Annotated in this window: 14 protein-coding genes, 2 tRNA genes and 1 riboswitch; of the genes, 7 read left to right on the top strand and 9 right to left on the bottom strand. The window is 63.4% G+C overall.

Translation table 11 applies throughout. The annotated features are described in order from the left end of the window. The first annotated feature begins 187 nt into the window (after positions 1 to 187). The 5 genes from garA (at position 188) to gcvP (ending at position 6138) form a co-directional block, all read left to right on the top strand. Positions 188 to 682: a glycogen accumulation regulator GarA gene (gene garA, locus ABWI03_RS30095; protein WP_003946166.1), complete on the top strand. Its 495-nt coding sequence runs from the start codon at positions 188 to 190 to the stop codon at positions 680 to 682. Next, positions 682 to 1419 (top strand): transcriptional regulator FtsR, encoded by a 738-nt coding sequence (ftsR, locus tag ABWI03_RS30090; protein ID WP_003946161.1) that lies wholly within the window; start codon positions 682 to 684, stop codon positions 1417 to 1419. The genes garA and ftsR overlap by 1 nt, the downstream gene beginning before the upstream one ends. A gap of 93 nt (positions 1420 to 1512) precedes the next feature. After that, the gene (locus ABWI03_RS30085) at positions 1513 to 1986 is read left to right on the top strand and encodes a bifunctional nuclease family protein (RefSeq protein ID WP_003946194.1); all 474 of its coding nucleotides are present in this window, start codon (positions 1513 to 1515) and stop codon (positions 1984 to 1986) included. Positions 1987 to 2321: 335 nt separating this feature from the next. Continuing rightward, positions 2322 to 2876 (top strand): MerR family transcriptional regulator, encoded by a 555-nt coding sequence (locus ABWI03_RS30080; protein ID WP_021344354.1) that lies wholly within the window; start codon positions 2322 to 2324, stop codon positions 2874 to 2876. Between the two features lie 220 nt (positions 2877 to 3096). Continuing rightward, positions 3097 to 3226, top strand: a riboswitch (glycine riboswitch). A gap of 53 nt (positions 3227 to 3279) precedes the next feature. Continuing rightward, positions 3280 to 6138, top strand: a complete 2859-nt coding sequence (gcvP, locus tag ABWI03_RS30075; RefSeq protein ID WP_298785123.1) for an aminomethyl-transferring glycine dehydrogenase — start codon at positions 3280 to 3282, stop codon at positions 6136 to 6138. 22 nt (positions 6139 to 6160) lie between these two features. On the opposite strand, the gene ABWI03_RS30070 is transcribed toward gcvP, so the two are convergent. The 8 genes from ABWI03_RS30070 to ABWI03_RS30035 all read right to left on the bottom strand — a co-directional run bounded on the left by ABWI03_RS30070 (position 6161) and on the right by ABWI03_RS30035 (position 15366). Next, positions 6161 to 7309 carry a metallophosphoesterase gene (locus ABWI03_RS30070; protein ID WP_298785141.1) on the bottom strand — a complete coding sequence of 383 codons (1149 nt, stop codon included), beginning with the start codon at positions 7307 to 7309 and terminating at the stop codon, positions 6161 to 6163. Then, positions 7309 to 9003 carry a VWA domain-containing protein gene (locus tag ABWI03_RS30065; RefSeq protein ID WP_298785158.1) on the bottom strand — a complete coding sequence of 565 codons (1695 nt, stop codon included), beginning with the start codon at positions 9001 to 9003 and terminating at the stop codon, positions 7309 to 7311. The genes ABWI03_RS30070 and ABWI03_RS30065 overlap by 1 nt, the downstream gene beginning before the upstream one ends. A 159-nt stretch (positions 9004 to 9162) precedes the next feature. Continuing rightward, on the bottom strand, positions 9163 to 11346 hold the full coding sequence (locus ABWI03_RS30060; RefSeq protein ID WP_298785168.1) for a malate synthase G: 2184 nt from the start codon (positions 11344 to 11346) through the stop codon (positions 9163 to 9165). 152 nt (positions 11347 to 11498) lie between these two features. Continuing rightward, complete coding sequence (locus ABWI03_RS30055) at positions 11499 to 12749, bottom strand: saccharopine dehydrogenase family protein (protein ID WP_235169450.1); 1251 nt, start codon at positions 12747 to 12749, stop codon at positions 11499 to 11501. Between the two features lie 44 nt (positions 12750 to 12793). Next, positions 12794 to 13225, bottom strand: a complete 432-nt coding sequence (locus tag ABWI03_RS30050; RefSeq protein ID WP_298785189.1) for a universal stress protein — start codon at positions 13223 to 13225, stop codon at positions 12794 to 12796. A 157-nt stretch (positions 13226 to 13382) separates the two neighbouring features. Next, positions 13383 to 14924 (bottom strand): SDR family NAD(P)-dependent oxidoreductase, encoded by a 1542-nt coding sequence (locus ABWI03_RS30045; RefSeq protein ID WP_074447104.1) that lies wholly within the window; start codon positions 14922 to 14924, stop codon positions 13383 to 13385. 108 nt (positions 14925 to 15032) lie between these two features. Next, a tRNA-Leu gene (locus ABWI03_RS30040) sits at positions 15033 to 15118 on the bottom strand. 162 nt (positions 15119 to 15280) lie between these two features. Beyond that, positions 15281 to 15366: transfer RNA gene (locus tag ABWI03_RS30035), tRNA-Leu, on the bottom strand. A 118-nt stretch (positions 15367 to 15484) separates the two neighbouring features. Between ABWI03_RS30035 and ABWI03_RS30030 the strand changes: the two genes are divergently transcribed. Together ABWI03_RS30030 and ABWI03_RS30025 are read left to right on the top strand one after the other, a co-directional pair. Beyond that, on the top strand, positions 15485 to 16837 hold the full coding sequence (locus ABWI03_RS30030) for a M20/M25/M40 family metallo-hydrolase (protein ID WP_298785206.1): 1353 nt from the start codon (positions 15485 to 15487) through the stop codon (positions 16835 to 16837). A gap of 65 nt (positions 16838 to 16902) precedes the next feature. After that, complete coding sequence (locus ABWI03_RS30025; protein ID WP_007733394.1) at positions 16903 to 17439, top strand: YbhB/YbcL family Raf kinase inhibitor-like protein; 537 nt, start codon at positions 16903 to 16905, stop codon at positions 17437 to 17439. 57 nt (positions 17440 to 17496) lie between these two features. Here ABWI03_RS30025 and ABWI03_RS30020 read toward each other — a convergent pair whose 3' ends face one another. After that, complete coding sequence (locus ABWI03_RS30020; protein ID WP_296556133.1) at positions 17497 to 18567, bottom strand: quinone-dependent dihydroorotate dehydrogenase; 1071 nt, start codon at positions 18565 to 18567, stop codon at positions 17497 to 17499. Between the last annotated feature and the right edge of the window lie 62 nt (positions 18568 to 18629).

Genomic DNA, 18629 nt, shown 5'->3' with positions numbered 1-18629 from the left:
CTCGTGTTGTGTCGCGGCCTGTCTCGCTGCACACGGCGGTCTGCGCAGGGTACGGTCGTTAGGTACGCATGTGCCGAGTCGGGGCGCAGGGCCGTATCGAACGTGACTGTGAAAGATGCTCGTGAAGAAAGTGCACTGCGTAGTCCAGTGATTCATGATCTGGATGATTGACCCAGGAGGAGAAACAGTGAGCGAGAACGGTAACGACGCGGGCTATGGGGAGTCGCCGGCGGAGACCACTTCGGTTTTCCGTGCGGACTTCCTCAATGAGCTCGACAACACCTCCTCTGCAGCACCGGCCGCCGAGCAGCCGGTTTCGGGCGTGGAAGGCCTTCCCGCCGGAGCCGCACTTCTGGTGGTCAAGCGGGGACCGAATGCAGGATCCCGCTTCTTGCTCGATCAGCCGACGACGTCGGCAGGTCGACACCCGGACAGCGACATCTTCCTCGACGACGTGACCGTCAGCCGTCGTCACGCCGAGTTCCGTCAGGAAGATGCAGATTTCCACGTCGTCGACGTCGGAAGCCTCAACGGCACCTACGTCAACCGTGAGCCTGTCGATTCGGCAGTTCTCGCGAACGGTGACGAGGTTCAGATCGGCAAGTTCCGTCTGGTGTTCCTCACGGGCCCTCGTGCCGGTGGTTCGCAGGTCGGCGAGTCGTCAGCAGGTGCGGGTAGCTAATGACGGCAGTGCGGCAGCAGAGCCAGCCCGGAATGTCGATTGGTTCCGTGCTGGATCGGTTGCGTCCAGATTTTCCCGATGTGACGATTTCGAAGATCCGTTTCCTCGAGTCCGAGGGCTTGATCAGCCCACAACGGACACCGTCGGGATACCGCAGATTCTCTGTCGAGGACTGCGAGCGTCTTCGCTTCGTGCTGACCGCTCAACGCGATCAGTACCTGCCGCTCAAAGTGATCAAAGAACAACTCGAAGCGATCGACAGTGGCGCAGCGACGGTGAGTGCAGAAGTTCCTGCGCCTCGTCGTGCCCGCGTCCTGTCGATCGCTACGGGCGATGTCTCACCCGAGGCTTTTCGAGTCGATCGCGAAGTTCGGGTCGGTCGTCAGGATCTTCTCGCGCGCGCCGACATCGACGATCGGTTTCTGACCGATCTGATCCGCACCGGTTTGGTCGTTCCCGGCGCGGCAGGCTTCTTCGACGAGGACGCCGTGACATTGGCGCGCACCGCGAAGGCGATGTCCGAGTACGGCTTGGAGGTTCGCCATCTACGGGCGTTCAAGTTGGCTGCCGATCGCGAAGCGGGACTGGTGACCCAGATCGCCGGACCGGTTGCCAAGGGTCGTGACGCCGGAGCGCGTGATCGCGCCGAGGAAATGGTCCGGGAACTGGCCGCGCTGTCGTTGACTCTGCACACGTGTCTGGTCAAATCGGCGGTTCGGGGAAGTCTCGATCGCTGAGTTCCTCGATCAGCGGGGCACACTCGAATAGAATTTCAGTACGACCGCATCGGAGCCGGTCGGCTGGATCACGTCAGGTTGGAGGCAAGCTCGATGGGCGAAATGCGTGTGATCGGAGTTCGTGTCGAGCAGCCTCAGAATCAGCCGGTCCTGTTGCTGCGAGAGTCCGACGGCGATCGGTACCTGCCGATCTGGATCGGGCAAACCGAAGCTACCGCGATTGTTCTCGAACAACAGGGAGTCGAGCCGGCGCGGCCGCTGACTCACGACCTGATCAAGATCTTGATCGAGTCTTTCGGCCGGAGCCTCAAGGAAGTACGGATCGTGGACCTGCAAGAGGGCACGTTCTATGCGGATCTCGTCTTCGACGAGCAGACTACTGTCTCGGCACGTCCGTCGGACTCGATTGCATTGGCACTGCGCATCGGCGTTCCGATTTTCGCGTCGGAAGCCGTTCTCGCCGAAGCCGGCCTGGTCATTCCCGACGAGCGCGAAGACGAAGTCGAGAAGTTCAAGGAATTCCTCGACACCATCTCGCCGGACGACTTCAAGGCAACTGACGGTTAGTCCTGTTTGTCCGTAATCAGGCTTTAGTCTTCAACTCTCAAGTAGAGGTTGAGTCTCGGTCGGCGTGTTGCGTTGACCGAGCACCCTCGTGGTCTTACCGTTGCGTGCGGTGGAGATCTTCTCGCCTTGTCGATCGAGGCGTACTCTGGGTAAGTCCACTCATGGAATTACCTGCCTTGGATTCACATCTGAAAGTTCGGTCGGCACGGGATTCTCGTGACTGCTGATAGCACAGGTTGGTTACATGATGGCGAAGCGAGAGGGAGACGGCAGTGGAAGAACAGTCGAATGAGCGCGGAACGGGCATAGCCGATAGTGCCGAGCCGACTGCAGAAATGTCTTCCGAAGAGCTGCAGCCGGGCCTGTTCCCGGATGATTCCATCCCCGACGACCTCGTCGGATATCGAGTGCCCAGCGCGTGCCAGATCGCTGGGATCACGTACCGCCAACTCGACTACTGGGCACGAACGTCGTTGGTTGTTCCGTCCATCCGTGGCGCTGCCGGATCAGGTAGCCAGCGTCTGTACTCCTTCAAGGACATCCTCGTCCTGAAAATCGTCAAGCGTCTACTCGATACCGGCATCTCACTGCAGAACATCCGCGTTGCCGTCGACCACCTGCGCAAGCGCGGCGTGCGCGATCTCGCGAACATCACACTCTTCTCCGACGGCACCACCGTCTACGAATGCACGTCTCCCGAAGAGGTCGTCGACCTCCTCCAGGGTGGGCAGGGCGTATTCGGCATCGCAGTCAGTGGCGCGATGCGTGAACTCACCGGAACGATCGCCGACTTCCCCGCCGAGCGGGCTGACGGCGGCGAAAGTGATCCCAATCCGGAAGACGAGTTGGCTTCGCGACGCAAGAATCGCGCCAGCCGCAAAACCGGATAACGTACGTCACATCTCTTTGGAGGATGCCACGGTGCAGGTAGGCGTCTCGGTCAACTAGACTGGGCCTGCGTCGCCGGCGTACGGGAGAGCCTCGGATACCGATTCACCGAACTTGTCTTTGCTGCAGTCTTTGTTGCAGAGCCCAGTGGTGAGCGGGATCAGGGCGCCGAAGGAGCAATACCTCCCCGTCAATCTCTCAGGCACCAAGGACCGTACGGGCTCCGACGCCTCTGGAAAGCGGTGGGACAACCCACCCGCCGACGGGGAAAGGCTGTGGCTTCCGTCAATCGGCGGATCACTACCGAATCTCTCAGGCGCTCGGGAATCGAGCATGCGACAGAGGGGGAGGAACACACCGCAGTTCGGTGTGTGTCCTGATCCTCCGATCTGTCTGGGAGTTGTCGTGATCGACGCTGCAAGCCGTATATTTGCCGACCGCCATGTCGGTCCGAACGCCGCGGAACTCGCGCGCATCCTCGAACTTGTCGGGGTCGATTCTCTGGACGAACTGGCAACCAAGGCCGTTCCCTCCGTCATCCTCGACGCTGCCCCGAACGGCATCGCGGCCGGACTCGACGCTCTGCCGCTTCCGGTCGGAGAGCACGAGGCACTTGCCGAACTGACTGCACTCGCAGCCCAGAACACCGTCGCGACGTCGATGATCGGCCTCGGCTACTTCGACACGTTGACGCCGCCGGTCTTGTTGCGCAACATCATCGAAAACCCGGCCTGGTACACCGCGTACACCCCGTACCAGCCCGAGATCAGCCAGGGCCGCCTCGAAGCCCTCCTCAACTTCCAGACCATGGTTGCCGATCTCTCCGGCATGGAACTGGCCAACTCGTCGATGCTCGACGAGGCCACCGCCGCTGCCGAAGCCATGACGCTTCTGCGTCGCGCGAACCGCAGCAAGTCTCCGCGATTTGTCGTCGACGCGGATCTGTACCCGCAGACACTCGCCGTCATCGAGACACGCGCCGAGCCGCTCGGCATCGAGATCGTCTCCGCGGACCTCACTGCCGGTCTTCCGGAAGGCGACTTCTTCGGCGTCATCGCCCAGATCCCCGGAGCCTCGGGACGAGTCGTCGACTACACCGCGATCATCGCGGAAGCTCACGAGCGCGGCGCTTTGGTTGCCGTCGGCGCCGACCTTCTTGCGATGACGCTCATCACCTCGCCGGGTGAACTCGGTGCGGACGCGTGCTTCGGCACCACCCAGCGCTTCGGTGTTCCCATGGGTTACGGCGGACCGCACGCCGGTTACCTGGCGGTGCACTCGAAGCACGCGCGTCAGCTGCCCGGCCGCTTGGTCGGCGTCTCCATCGACGCCGACGGAGACAAGGCATACCGCCTGGCGCTGCAGACACGAGAGCAGCACATTCGCCGTGAAAAGGCGACGTCCAACATCTGTACCGCGCAGGTACTCCTCGCCATCCTCGCAGCGATGTACGCGAGCTACCACGGCGCCGAGGGACTCAAGGCGATTGCGTTGCGCGTCGCTGCCCGCGCACACGCATTGGCAAACGGCCTGCGCGAGGGTGGCGTGACCGTAGTCCACGATTCGTTCTTCGACACCGTGCTGGCTCAGGTTCCGGACAAGGCGGCCGACGTCGTCGCTGCGGCGAAGGAATCCGGGATCAACCTGCGCCTGGTCGACGCGGATCATGTCGGCATCTCGTGCGACGAGGCCACCACAGCCGATCACGTCCTCGCCGTGCTCGACGCGTTCGGTATCGAAGACGCAGTCGTCGCTATCGAAGCAGAGGGCAACGCGGTTCCCGCTGCTCAGGAGCGCACCTCCGACTACCTGCAGCACGAAGCCTTCACCCGTTACCGTACGGAAACAGCAATGCTCCGCTACCTGCGCGCGCTCTCCGACAAGGACATCGCGCTCGATCGCAGCATGATTCCGCTGGGTTCGTGCACCATGAAGCTCAACGCCACCGCCGAGATGGAATCCATCACCTGGCCTGCGTTCAACGCGATCCATCCGTTCGCGCCGACGTCGGATGCGCCCGGTCTGCTGAAGATCATCGAGGATCTCGAAGACTGGTTGGTTGCGGTCACCGGCTACGACAACGTCAGCCTCCAGCCCAACGCCGGCAGCCAGGGGGAGTACGCGGGCCTGCTCGCGATTCGTAATTACCACCTCAGTCGGGGCGACGACCACCGCGACACCTGCCTCATCCCGTCGAGTGCTCACGGCACCAACGCGGCGTCCGCCGTCATGGCCGGGATGCGCGTCGAGGTTGTCGCCTGCCGTCCCAACGGTGACGTCGACGTCGACGATCTGCGTGCGAAGATCGCCGATCACGCCGAGCGTCTCGCCGCGATCATGATCACCTACCCGTCCACCCACGGTGTCTACGAGCACGAGATCTCCGACATCTGCGCAGCGGTACACGACGCCGGCGGCCAGGTGTACGTTGACGGCGCCAACCTCAACGCGCTTGTCGGCCTTGCCCGTCCGGGACGATTCGGCGGCGACGTCAGCCACCTGAACCTGCACAAGACGTTCTGCATCCCGCACGGCGGCGGCGGACCCGGCGTCGGACCGATCGGTGTGCGCTCACACCTCGCGCCGTTCCTTCCCGGTCACCCGATGGCCCCCGAACTCGGTGGCAGAGGCACGATCTCGGCAGCGCCGTACGGCAGTGCATCCATCCTGCCCATCACCTGGACCTACATTCGGATGATGGGTGCGCAGGGTCTTCGCCGTGCCAGCCTGACCGCCATCGCGTCGGCAAACTACATCGCGCGTCGACTCGACGAGTACTTCCCGGTTCTCTACACCGGTGAGAACGGCATGGTCGCGCACGAGTGCATCCTCGACCTCCGTGGGTTGACCAAGGACACCGGAGTTACCGTCGACGACGTCGCAAAGCGTTTGGCGGACTACGGGTTCCACGCTCCGACCATGAGCTTCCCCGTGGTCGGGACACTGATGGTCGAGCCCACCGAGAGCGAGAACCTCGAAGAGATCGACGAGTTCTGCGAGGCGATGATTGCCATTCGCGGCGAAATCGATCGCGTCGGCGCCGGCGAGTGGACGGTGGAGGACAACCCGCTTCGGGGTGCTCCCCACACCGCCGGAAGCATTGCAGCGCAGTGGGATCACCCGTACTCGCGTGAGATCGCCGTCTTCCCGCGCGGCAAGGCTCGCCCGAAGGTGTGGCCGTCCGTGCGTCGTATCGACGGTGCACACGGCGACCGCAACCTGGTCTGCTCCTGCCCGCCGATCGAAGCGTTCGCAGGCAACTAGAGCGTGTGCCCGCCGGAGATCATCACCTCTCGCGCACGAGTTCGAGAACGGTGATCTCCGGTGGTGCGCCGACACGTACCGGCGGGCCCCACGCCCCGGCGCCACGCGTCGTGTACAGCACGGTGTTTCCGATCTTGTCCAAGCCCTGCACCGAAGGCTGCTGCAGCGGAACGAGGTAGCGCAGCGGCCACATCTGTCCGCCGTGAGTGTGCCCGGACAGTTGCAGATCGATACCCATCTCGGATGCCTCGATCGCTTGGCGCGGTTCGTGTGCGAGAAGCAAGGCGAAAGTATTCGGATCGCGGCCTGCGAGCGCGGCCGTCAGGTTCGGCTCGTACGGGGCCGGTGACGTGTAGTCGTGGATGCCCACGACGTCGATGGTGTCGCCGTCATGCTGGATCGAGGCGCGACTGTTGCGAAGCGTCGTGATCCCCAGTGATTCCCAGACATCGAGCCATTTGCCGCCGTCGTCGGCATAGAACTCGTGGTTTCCGCTGACTCCGAAGATTCCGTCCCGCGCCTTAAGATCGGCGAGCGGAGCAAGGTCGGGAGCAACTTTCGCGACGGTGCCGTCCACGAGGTCGCCGCCGATCGCGATCAGATCGACGTTCTGTGCGTTGACGATCTCGACCACCTTGCGGGTGAAGTCGACCCCTCGGGCCGGTCCCACGTGCAGGTCGGTGATCAAGGCGATCCGGTATCCGTTGAAGCCCTCAGGTATGCGAGCGAGCGGCACGCGGACGCGGGAAATCTTGGGGCCCGACGCCTCGTAGACGCCGTAGCCGGCGGTGCCGATCGCCGCGAGAGTGACTGCTGCTGTAGCCAACTGCAACGTACGACGCTTGGCTGGGTCGACTTCGGTCGTGGTATCCGTGTGGCGTGCACGTAGTCGACCGATCCCGGCGAACAGGCCGATCACGAGCAGTCCGGGAATCAGATACAGCCACGAAGCCAGCCAGACCCATCCGACGAATCCGATCGGTCGCGCCCACGACGTCGGAAAGACTTCGCCACTGCCGACCCCGATGAGCGTCGAGACCGCCAAGACGACAAGCACAGTATCGGCAAGACGAGCCCATCGCCTCGGGATGCCGGTGGCGCGAACGAGTCGGCGGTGCAGGAACCAGGTCAGAAGGGCGAGAAGGACTGCAAAAACCGCGACGCGCCCCATCAGGACAGCATCTTGGTCACTGCGGCCGCGAGAGCGGGGTCGGATGTCGAATCGACGCGAACCAAAGTTCCCCCCGTCCGATCCGAGACGTCTTGGAGAGTGGAGACGTCGTCACCCGTACCGACGACGATCACGTCGACCTGCACCGGACGCGACGGATTGCCCGCTGCCGCGATCGCGCTGAGCAGTTCGGCTCGCGTCGTGGTGGATTCGTCAGGTGTGCTCGAAGTGATCAGCAGCACCGAGTTGACTCGTCCCGCGTCGAAACCGTCCACCGCAGCTTTGTACGAGCTGGCAAGCGCCGGGTACTTGGACGTCTTTCCGCCGGCTCGGAGTCCGTTGAGGAAATCGGTGATGGTGGCACGCCGATTCGGTTCGGACAGTGAACCGCCCGGAACCAGGATGCGCTCGGACGGTTTTCCGTCGGTGCCCGTGCTGAACTCGCGGAGGCCGATGTCGGAAGCGTCAGGGCTGCGACCCAATTGAGTGTTCACTGCCGCAGCAACGTTCGCCAAGCGGGTAGTGCCACCGTCGTCGGTACCCATCGACGCCGACGTGTCCATCAGGATGGTGGCACTGCGCGGAGAGACCGGATTGGCGACGATGTCACCGAGCGCAGCTGCGGTTTCGGCCGACGCGGGAATCAACGTGGACGAGACCTTGGCCGGGGACACCGCACCGAGATCGGGAAGGTCTTGGCCCTCGACCCGGAAACCGGCGCCGACGAACAACTGTGACTGATTCGGCTCACGCATGAAATCGGCAAACTGAGCCGCTGCGCGCGAAGCGGTTTCGTCGATCCCGCTGCCCGAGATGATGACCGCCGGATAATCAGCAACTGGCGTTGCGCCGGCGGGGGAGTACGTCGTCATCGCAGCGTTCGCGCTCTGCGCTATCGACTGTTCCGTGGCCGGAACGGCTTTCACCGAATCCGGTGTTCCGGCGCTCAGTGCCCCGAGGGCTTCGGCAGTGGACGTGGGGGGAGTCGGCAAGGATTGGAACTGCAACGCCCGCGCACTGAGCGCAGCGTTGACCTGCGCGGACTTCGCCTGATCTGTCGTGACCGGACCGGCACCCGCATCGGCGACGTCGGCAGCGATTGCCTGTGCCGCCATGGAAGTTTCGGTACTTCCGACTGGCAGGGCAACCGTCAGATCCGAAGGCAACGACTTCCAACTCGATGCTGCGCCGGCTAATGCTGCCGCGGTCTCGGGGCCGACTGCCAGAACGATCGGAGAACTCGCGAGCGAGCGAGGATCACCGTTGATCACGGCCTTGCCCGCCAGCGGCGCGAGTTCGAAAGAACTCGTCGGGATCCACAGGGAGGGGCGCGGTCCCAATGCTGCGTCGTCCCAGGGCGCCGCCGGACCGGCTTCGAGTGCCGTCGACACTGCCGCGGACGGTGCACCGTGCACCGCGACGGCGATGCAGTGATCACGAACCACCGGCGAGGTCTGGGTGTACCGCTTGGCCAGTTCCTCCACCTGTGGGGCGATGGACGGATCAGCGGTGACGTCGAGTGTCTTGTTGCCTTCGACGCACGTGCCTGCCGCTTGTTGCCCCTGATCGTCGATGCGACTGCTGAGGGCTTTCCACCCGAAGAAGCCTGCCACGATCAAGGCGATCAGCACGACGACGAGAATCGGCCCCTTGCTGATACCTCTGGCGCCTGACCCGCCGCGATGTTCGCCCACGTACCTTGCCCTACCTCGGTCACTCGAAGAATGTCTGTCGAACGGACTGTGTCCTCGGCCAGTCTAGTGACGAATCTTCGGGGCCTACGCGAACAGCCTCGGCACCGGGAGCGGCGCCGAGGCTGTTCGGGTTCAGCTTCGAGTTCGAAGAAGGTGAAATCAGGCGTTGGCAGCCTTGTACTCGCGGCGGCGGCGATGCAGGATCGGCTCCGTGTACCCGCTGGGCTGCTTCGCGCCTTCGAGGATGAGTTCCTTGGCAGCCTGGAACGCGATGTTGGAATCGAAATCAGGTGCCATGTTGCGGTACTCGGCGTCGCCCTCGTTCTGACGGTCGACAACCGGGGCCATCCGCTCGAGCGCGCTCACGACGTCACTCTCGCTGACGATGCCGTGACGCAGCCAGTTGGCGAGCAACTGGCTCGAGATGCGGAGCGTGGCGCGGTCCTCCATGAGCGCGACATCGTGGATGTCGGGAACCTTGGAGCAGCCGACGCCTGCGTCGATCCAGCGGACGACGTATCCGAGGATGGACTGGCAGTTGTTGTCGAGCTCTTCCTTCTTCTCCGCGTCCGTCCAGTCTGTGCTGGGCGCGAGCGGGATGGTCAGGATGTCGTCGACGCTCGCGCGAGGCTTGCCCTTCAGACCATCCTGAACTGCGAACACGTCGACGCGATGGTAGTGCGTCGCGTGCAGCGTTGCGCCGGTCGGCGACGGAACCCACGCGGTGTTGGCACCGGCCTTGGGGTGGCCGATCTTCTGCTCGAGCATGTCCGCCATCAGCTCGGTCATGGCCCACATGCCCTTGCCGATCTGCGCCTTACCCTGCAGACCGCAGGCCAGTCCGGTGTCGACGTTCCAGTCTTCGTAGGCACCGATCCACTTCTGCTTCTTCATCTCGGCCTTGCGCACCATCGCGCCGGCCTCCATGGAGGTGTGGATTTCGTCGCCGGTGCGGTCGAGGAAGCCGGTGTTGATGAACACGACGCGGTCGCTGGCTTCCTTGATGCACGCAGCGAGGTTGACCGTCGTACGACGCTCCTCGTCCATGATGCCGACCTTGAGCGTGTTCTCCGGAAGGCCGAGGACCTGCTCGACACGGCCGAACAGTTCGGTCGTGAAGGCAACTTCCTCGGGGCCGTGCTGCTTGGGCTTGACGATGTAGATCGAGCCGGTGCGGCTGTTGTCGAGCGGGCCGTTCGCGTCACTGATCGAGAGGCCGTGCACAGCGCAGGCGCTGGTGATCAAGGCGTCGAGGATGCCCTCGGGGACCTCGTTGCCGTCGGCGTCGAGGATCGCGGGGTTGGTCATGAGGTGACCGACGTTGCGGACGAACAGGAGCGAACGACCGTGCAGGCTGAGTTCGCTGCCGTCGACGGCGGTGTACTTACGGTCGCCGTTGAGCGTGCGGGTGAAGGACTTGGCGCCCTTCTTGATCTCCTCGGACAGATCACCGCGGTTGAGACCCAACCAGTTTCGGTAACCGACAACCTTGTCGTCGGCGTCGACTGCGGCGACCGAGTCCTCGAAGTCCATGATCGTGGTGACGGCGGATTCGAGAACGACGTCCTTGACGCCGGCGGCGTCGGTGCTCCCGATCGGGGACGAGGCGTCGATCTGGATCTCGGCATGCAGGCCGTTGTTGAGCAGCAGGATGCTCGTCGGTGCGTCCTTCTCACCGAGGTAGCCGACGAACTTCTCCGGCTGGGCGAGCGTGGTGACCGTACCGTCTGCCAACGTGATCTTCAGTTCACTGCCGTCGACAACGTACTTGGTTGAATCGGCATGCGATCCCGACGCGAGAGGTGCTGCCGCATCGAGGAATTCACGCGCCCAGGCGATGACTTTGTCGCCGCGGACCTTGTTGTAGCCGGAACCCTTCTCGGCCCCGTTCTCCTCCGAGATGGCGTTCGTGCCGTACAGCGCGTCGTACAACGAACCCCAGCGGGCGTTGGACGCGTTGAGTGCGAAGCGCGCGTTGAGGATCGGCACGACCAACTGCGGGCCGGCCGTCGAGGTGATCTCCGTGTCGACGTTCGCGGTGGTGACCGAGAATTCGGCAGGCGTCGGCAGGAGGTAGCCGATTTCCTGCAGGAATGCCTTGTACGCTGCGGCGTCGATGGGAGCGCCGGCGTGATCGCGATGCCACTGATCGATCTGAGCCTGCAGATCGTCACGCTTGGCAAGCAAGTCACGGTTCTTCGGTGCGAGCTCGGTGATGACCTTGTCGGCGCCGGCCCAGAACGTCTCGCCATCTACACCGGTGCCGGGAAGAGCCTCCTCGACCACGAAGTCGTAGAGAACCTTGGCAACCTGAAGACTGCCGACCTGAACGCGCTCAGTCATGAATAGCCTCACTTTTCCGAAAGCGGAGCACCACATATGGATGCCATGAACCAACATCAATGTTACCTGGGAGTATTCCCACCGCTGTCCGCGCCCTGAGCTGCGATAATCGGGCGCGAAGAGCTGAAACGATCAAGTGAAATTCGTTCTGTCTAGAGTTTTCGCGCGGAAATCTCGAAACCAGCCGCGCGTAGGCGCTCGACCAGGACGCCGCCGAGCGCTGTCGCCGGGGTCAAAACGCCGGTGGCCGGGGGGAGATCCTTGTGGTCCTTCGCCAACGACAACGCAGATTCGCCGAGCATTACCGCCGTTGCGCTGTATCCCGGGTCGCCCTTCGCCTTCACTCGTGATGTGTATCGAGCGCCGGTCGTGGTCGTGGTGAACACGTCGAGCGTGAAATGACCCTTCTTCTGGGTGCTCTCGCTCGGACCTTCGCCGGGAGCCGGCAATACCTTGTCGAGAAGAAAGCGCGTCGGGGGAAGGGCGAGTCCGGCGACCAGCGCACCGAGGCCGACCGCCACGCCGCCCGCGATGAGCGGTGACACCACCGAAGAACCGACACTCATCACCTCGCTGTACTTGAACTTCTTGCCGTACGCCCACTCTCGGAGCGCATTGCTGCGACGAACGACTCGTGTGTTGTACGACGCCATCACGAACGGTGCCTTCCACCCCTTCAACGAAGGATCGATCTTCTTGCCGTCGACCACGCTCACGTCGCTCTGACGTCCGAGGTCGGGCTCCCTGTCACGATCGGGGCTCAGCGAATACGGCGAGGCAGCGAGTTTCCGCAGGCGCACATCGTCTTTCGACACGTCGATCTGGTTGCGAAGCGAATCGATGGTGCCACCGCTCACGCCGCCGCGCAGCGCCGTGACCACCAGGGTTGTGTCGGTGAGCTCACCGGCGCCGTCGGCAGTGACCTTCTCGTGGAGGACGTGAACTCCGAGATCGGAAGGGATGGAATCGAATCCGCAGGAATGGACGATCTTTGCGCCGGTCGAGACCGCGAGCTCGTGATTGGCGTCGATGCTCTCGCGATGGAAGAGCACCTCACCGGTGAGGTCGACGTAATGAGTTCCCGCGGAAGCGCATTCGTGAACAAGGGTGTGGCCGTACTTGGCGTACGGGCCGACCGTGGTGGCGACGACCCGGGTTCGTTGCGCGAGCGCCTTCAACGCCGTGGCGTCGTCGGCGTCGGCGATGATCAGGGGGAGATCGGCGGCGGCGGTACCCAGATCGGCGCGAGTGGCTGCCAACTTCTCGAGGGAACGGCCACCGAGGCCGATCTTCGTACCTTCGGGAGCGTGTTTGACGAGGTAGTCGGCGAGTAGCTTTCCGACGAAGCCGCTCGCTCCGTAGACGATGATGTCGAGTTCTCGGGCGGGCGAGGTTCCAGTCATGGAGCCAGCCTACAAACGAGTACCCGAAAGTGATGTGACCGAGGTCACTCGGCAGGGAGGGCCTCCTTGACGACGAGGATCGGAGCCTCCACTTCGAGCAGAAGTCGCTGCAGCGGGCGTTCGAGCAGGAACTTGCCGATGGGGGACATCCGGCGTGTTCCGACGACCAGGAGATCGACACCCGCGCCGTGGACCAGGTTGACGAGCGCGGTCACCGGATCGCCGTCGTGCTCGGTGGTGCGCAGATCCCACTTCGTCTCCGAGAATCCACCGGCATCGAGAGCTGACTGAATCTCGCCGCGAAGAGCGGCCCGATCGTCCTCGGTGTCTCCGGTGTTGACCGTGTCCCCGATGTTGACGTCGTCCAGGACGTGCAGAACCAGCAGTTCATCGCTTCGACCCACGGATTCCCGTGCGGCGGCCACGATTGCGGCGCGGCCTTCCGGGCTGTCCTTGTGTACGACGGCGATCGTCATGGTTCCTCCGAGTCGGTGAGCAGGTTCGCAGTCCATTATCGCCTGCAATGCTGTGCCCTACCTGAAATGAGCTACTCGACACGGGGGTTTGGCGGTGACGAAATCGCCACATTGGGGCGCCTAGGTGCTGCCTGTCACCACTGCGGGGTGCCGCCCATCACCACGGTGACGGTTTGTAGTCCTTGAGGAAGCAGCCGTGCAGGTCGACGCCCAGCTCGCCCTGAACGATGGGGTCGTAGACGCGGGCGGCGCCGTCGACGAGGTCGAGTGGTGCGTGGAAACCTTCGTCGGCCAGACGCATCTTCGTGAAGTGCGGGCGTTCGTCGGTGATCCAGCCGGTGTCGACGGCGGTCATGAGGATGCCGTCGTCGAGCATTTCCTTGGAGCTGGTGCGGGTCAGCATGTTCAGTGCCGCCTTGGCCATGTTGGTGTGCGGGTGGCCGGGGCCCTTGTACGCGCGGCTGAACTGACCTTCCATGGCCGAGACGTTCACGACGTACTTGCGTCGCGCAGCTGCTGCGGCCATGGACGGGCGCAAGCGCGAAACGAGGATGAAGGGCGCGACCGAGTTACAGAGCTGGACTTCGAGAAGCTCGATCGGATCGACCTCTTCGACGGTCTGGACCCAGCTGTTGGTGTGTGCGAGGTCGGGGAGCAGTCCGCCGGCGTCGATGGCGATGCCTTGCTCGATGCGATCGGGTGAAGCGGACTTGGCGACGAGTGCGAGTGAACTGACCGCGTCGGCGGAGAGATTTCCGGAGGTGATGCTTGCGACGTCCGACAGCGATCCGGCCAGAGCCGCGGGGTGAGCGTCACTCGTCTTGCCGAAGGTCAGCACATCGGGCAGCTCGCCTGCGGGCAGTGCTCCGGACTCGGCGTCCACCAGAGCGCCGTAGGCACCGGGGGAGCGTCGGACGGTTTGCGCGGCGTTGTTGATGAGGATGTCGAGTGGACCCTGTGCGGCAACGGAATCCGCGAGTGCAACAACCTGGGCGGGGTCGCGGAGGTCGATGCCGACGATGCGCAGACGGTGTATCCAGTCGTTGCTGTCTTCCATCGCCTTGAATCGGCGGATCGCGTCGTTGGGGAATCGTGTCGTGATGGTCAGGTGCGCGCCGTCACGCAGCAGGCGCAGCGCGATGTACATGCCGATCTTCGCGCGGCCGCCGGTCAGGAGTGCGCGTCGGCCGGTGAGATCGGTGCTCGCATCACGTTTGCTGCGGCTGGTGGCAGCGCAATCGGGGCACAGTTGGTGGTAGAAGGCGTCGACTGCGGTGTAGCGCTGCTTGCAGATGTAGCACGGCCGCGCCTTGATGAGCGTGCCGGCGGAGGCGCCGGCGGTGTTCGACTTGATCGGAATGCCTGCGGTCTCGTCGTCGATGCGATCGGGTGAACCGGTGGCAGTCGCGGCGACAACTTGGCGGTCGGCTTCGTTGACCGCTGCGCGCGAGGCGAGGCGACGCTTCTTTTTGAGCCGCTTGAACAGATGTCCGACAGCGCGCTGCATGGTGATCGAGTCGGGATGCTCGTCGTCGAGTTCAGCGGCTTCGGAAAGGACCTTCAGGCAGATTTCGAGTTCTGCGGGGTCGAGTCCGGTGAGTTCGGCTCGAGCAGATTCTGAATCGGCTGTTTCCAGCGAATCTGCCTGCAGTGCATCCGACTTCTTGGTGTCTGTATCCACTTCGAACTTCTGTTCCATCTCGATCGCCGCTCGCGCGGACTGTTCCCTGGTGCGGGAACTTCGCCAATTACGAGAAAAGCTCCGGTTCGATGAACCGGAGCTTTTCCTGTCTGTCTCAACACAGAGTGTCCGAGGGGGGACTTGAACCCCCACGTCCGTTAATAGGACACTAGCACCTCAAGCTAGCGCGTCTGCCATTCCGCCACTCGGACTCGGCTCCGATTTCTCGGTGCTGGGAAAGAGTATCCGATGGCATCGTCAGGTCCCAAATCGCCCCACTACTGTGCGCCTTTATTAACCGCCGGGGGTTAATAAAGGCGCACAGCAAAAAGACCCCAACCTGATCAGGTTGGGGTCTTTCTGCTGTATTCGAGTGTCCGAGGGGGGACTTGAACCCCCACGTCCGTTAATAGGACACTAGCACCTCAAGCTAGCGCGTCTGCCATTCCGCCACTCGGACTCGGCCCCGATTTCTCGGTGCTGGGAAAGAGTATCCGATTCGGTGAGCTGCCCCAAATCGCCAGGTTGCGGGGCATTCCGGTCGCCCGCGTCGTTTGATTCGATGGTAGGAAAGTGGAATGACCACAACCCCGAATAATCCGAATCCGAGCAGAGCCGAAGCAGAAGTAGTCGAACTGGTCAGTTCTCTCATCCGCTTCGACACCTCGAACACGGGAGAACTCGAAACCACAAAAGGTGAGCGTGCGTGCGCGGAGTGGGTTGCCGCGCAGCTTCAAGAAGTCGGCTACGAGACGGAATACGTCGAGTCCGGTGCACCCGGCCGCGGGAATGTCTTTGCCCGATTGAAGGGAGCTGAGTCGGGTCGAGGTGCGTTGATGCTTCACGGTCACCTCGACGTCGTCCCGGCCGAGCCCGCCGACTGGAGCGTCCATCCCTTTGCCGGCACCGTCCAGGACGGCTACGTGTGGGGGCGCGGCGCCGTGGACATGAAGGACATGGTCGGGATGATCCTGGCTCTTGCCAGGCAGTTCAAGGCGGAAGGCGTCGTGCCGCCGCGCGATCTGGTGTTCGCCTTCGTGGCAGACGAGGAAGCGGGCGGAAAGTACGGATGCCAATGGTTGGTCGAGCATCGCCCGGATTTGTTCGAGGGAGTGACCGAGGCCGTCGGTGAGGTAGGCGGTTTCTCGCTGACGGTTCCGCGGCCCGACGGAACCGACCGCAGGCTCTACCTCGTGGAGACTGCGGAAAAGGGTCTCGGCTGGATGCGTCTGACTGCCAAGGGACGCGCCGGGCACGGCTCCTTCCTCCACGACGACAATGCGGTCGCGACACTCGCCGGCGCGGTCTCGCGGCTAGCTGCGCATCAGTTCCCGATCGTGATCTCGGATTCGGTCGCCGAGTTCCTCACCGCCGTCGGCGAAGAGACCGGATTGGATTTCGATCCGGGATCACCGGACATCGACGACACCCTCGCAAAGCTGGGGACGATCGCCAACATCATCGGGGCGACGTTCCGTGACACCGCGAACCCGACGATGCTCAAGGCCGGATACAAGGCGAACGTCATTCCGCAGACGGCCGAGGCGGTCTTCGACTGCCGTGTGCTGCCGGGACGGCAGGCCGAATTCGAGCGCACGGTGGACCAACTGATCGGTCCCGACGTGACCCGCGAGTGGATCACCAAGCTGGACTCGTACGAGACGACGTTCGACGGCCATCTCGTCGATGCCATGAACGAGGCGATCCTTGCGCACGATCCGGAAGCTCGCACCGTGCCGTACATGCTCTCCGGCGGAACCGACGCGAAGGCATTCGCGAAACTGGGCATTCGCTGCTTCGGCTTCGCGCCGTTGCAGTTGCCGCCCGAGCTCGATTTCAGTGCGCTGTTCCACGGTGTCGACGAGCGAGTTCCGGTGGACGCACTACTGTTCGGGACACGTGTTCTGGAACATTTCCTGCTCAATTCCTGACGAGCACGTGGATAGATCCGTGAGCTCGACGCACATCGAGCTCTCTTGTCACAGAAAGGATTCGCATGGCGCACGATCCGTACGAACCATTGCCGAAGTTGCCGAGTTTCGAGCTGACCAGTGACGACATCACTGCCGGCCAGCCGCTGAAGCTCGCTCAGGCCAGTGGAGCCTTCGGTGTCCCCGGTGGCGAAGACATCTCACCGCAGCTCTCGTGGTCTGGCTTTCCGGCCGAGACGAAGAGCTTCGTCGTGACGGTGTTCGATCCGGACGCACCGACGGCGTCGGGATTCTGGCACTGGGCCGTGGCGAACATCCCCGCTTCCGTCACCGAACTCCCCGCCGGTGCCGGCGCGGCGGACAGCGATGTCCTGCCCGCCGGAACCGTCACCCTCCGCCACGACGGTGGCGGGTTCGGTTTCATCGGTGCGGGCCCGCCTCCCGGGCACGGTCCGCATCGCTACATCGTCGCGGTGCATGCCCTCGACGTGGAGACGCTCGACGGAGTCACCCCTGACTCGTCGCCGGCGTTCCTCGGTTTCAACGTGTTCCATCACGCGATTGCGCGTGCAACCCTGACCGGGACGTTCGAGGTCGAATAATCACTGTGCTGTGCGCCTTTATTAACCGCCCGCGGTTAATAAAGGCGCACAGCAGTTTTAGCGAGGGTTCTCAGCTCCAACTGCCTGGGCGATCGACGAGAAGCCGGCTGCGCGCACGCGCTTGGCTATGCCTTTGTGGATGCTGCGGGCCCAGAACGGTCCGCCGTAGATGAAGCCCGTGTATCCCTGCACCAGCGTCGCACCGGCGAGGATGCGCTCCCACGCCTGATCGGCTGTCTCGATACCGCCGACCGAGATGATGGTCATCTTGTCGCCGACTCGGGCGTACAGACGCCGAAGCACTTCGAGGGAGCGCTCGGCAACCGGTGCACCGGACAGCCCACCCGCGCCGAGTGCAGCTACCTCGGCGTCCGGGGTCTTCAAACCGTCGCGGCGGATCGTGGTGTTTGTCGCGACGATTCCGGCAAGCCCGAGTTCGACTGCCAGATCGGCGACAGCGTCGACGTCCTCGTCCGAGAGGTCGGGCGCGATCTTCACCAGTACCGGCACGCTGACGGTGTCGAGCACGGCCTGCAGGATCGGGCGCAGTGATTCGACGGCCTGCAGATCACGGAGTCCGGGCGTGTTCGGCGAGCTGACATTCACGACCATGAAGTCGGCCAGCGGACCCAGAAGCTGCGCGCTGGCGGTGTAGTCGGCAGCGGCGTCGGCGGCTTCGACGATCTTGGTCTTGCCGATGTTGGCGCCGATGGGGACCGTGACGCGGCGCTGTCGCAGGAAGTTCGCCGCGTGACCAGCGCCGTGGTTGTTGAAGCCCATCCGGTTGATCAGAGCGCGGTCGGCCGGAAGACGGAACAAACGCGGCGCGGGGTTACCGGGCTGAGCCTGGGCCGTCACTGTTCCGACCTCGGCGAAACCGAATCCCAACGGGCCCCAGGCGTCGACTCCGGTGGCGTCCTTGTCGAATCCTGCGGCGAGGCCGAGAGGTGCCGGGAACGTCAGACCGAAAGCCTGACTCCGCAGTACCGGGTCGTCGACGACTAGGACTTTTGCGACCAGCCAGCGAAGGGGAGCGAACCGTGTCACCAGTTTCATCGCGGTGAAGGCAATGTGGTGGATGCGTTCCGGCGGGATCCGGAACATCAGGCTCAGCAGCAGTTGGTACACGATTCTCCAGCTCTTCGATGGTGTGATTTCGTCAGCGGTTTCGATAGCGGCGGGCTCTGGTT

The sequence above is a fragment of the Rhodococcus baikonurensis genome (genome assembly GCF_040489275.1).
Lineage (GTDB): Bacteria > Actinomycetota > Actinomycetes > Mycobacteriales > Mycobacteriaceae > Rhodococcus_F > Rhodococcus_F baikonurensis.
Note: the sequence above shows the minus strand (reverse complement) of the source record. Positions and strands in the feature narration are given on the sequence as shown.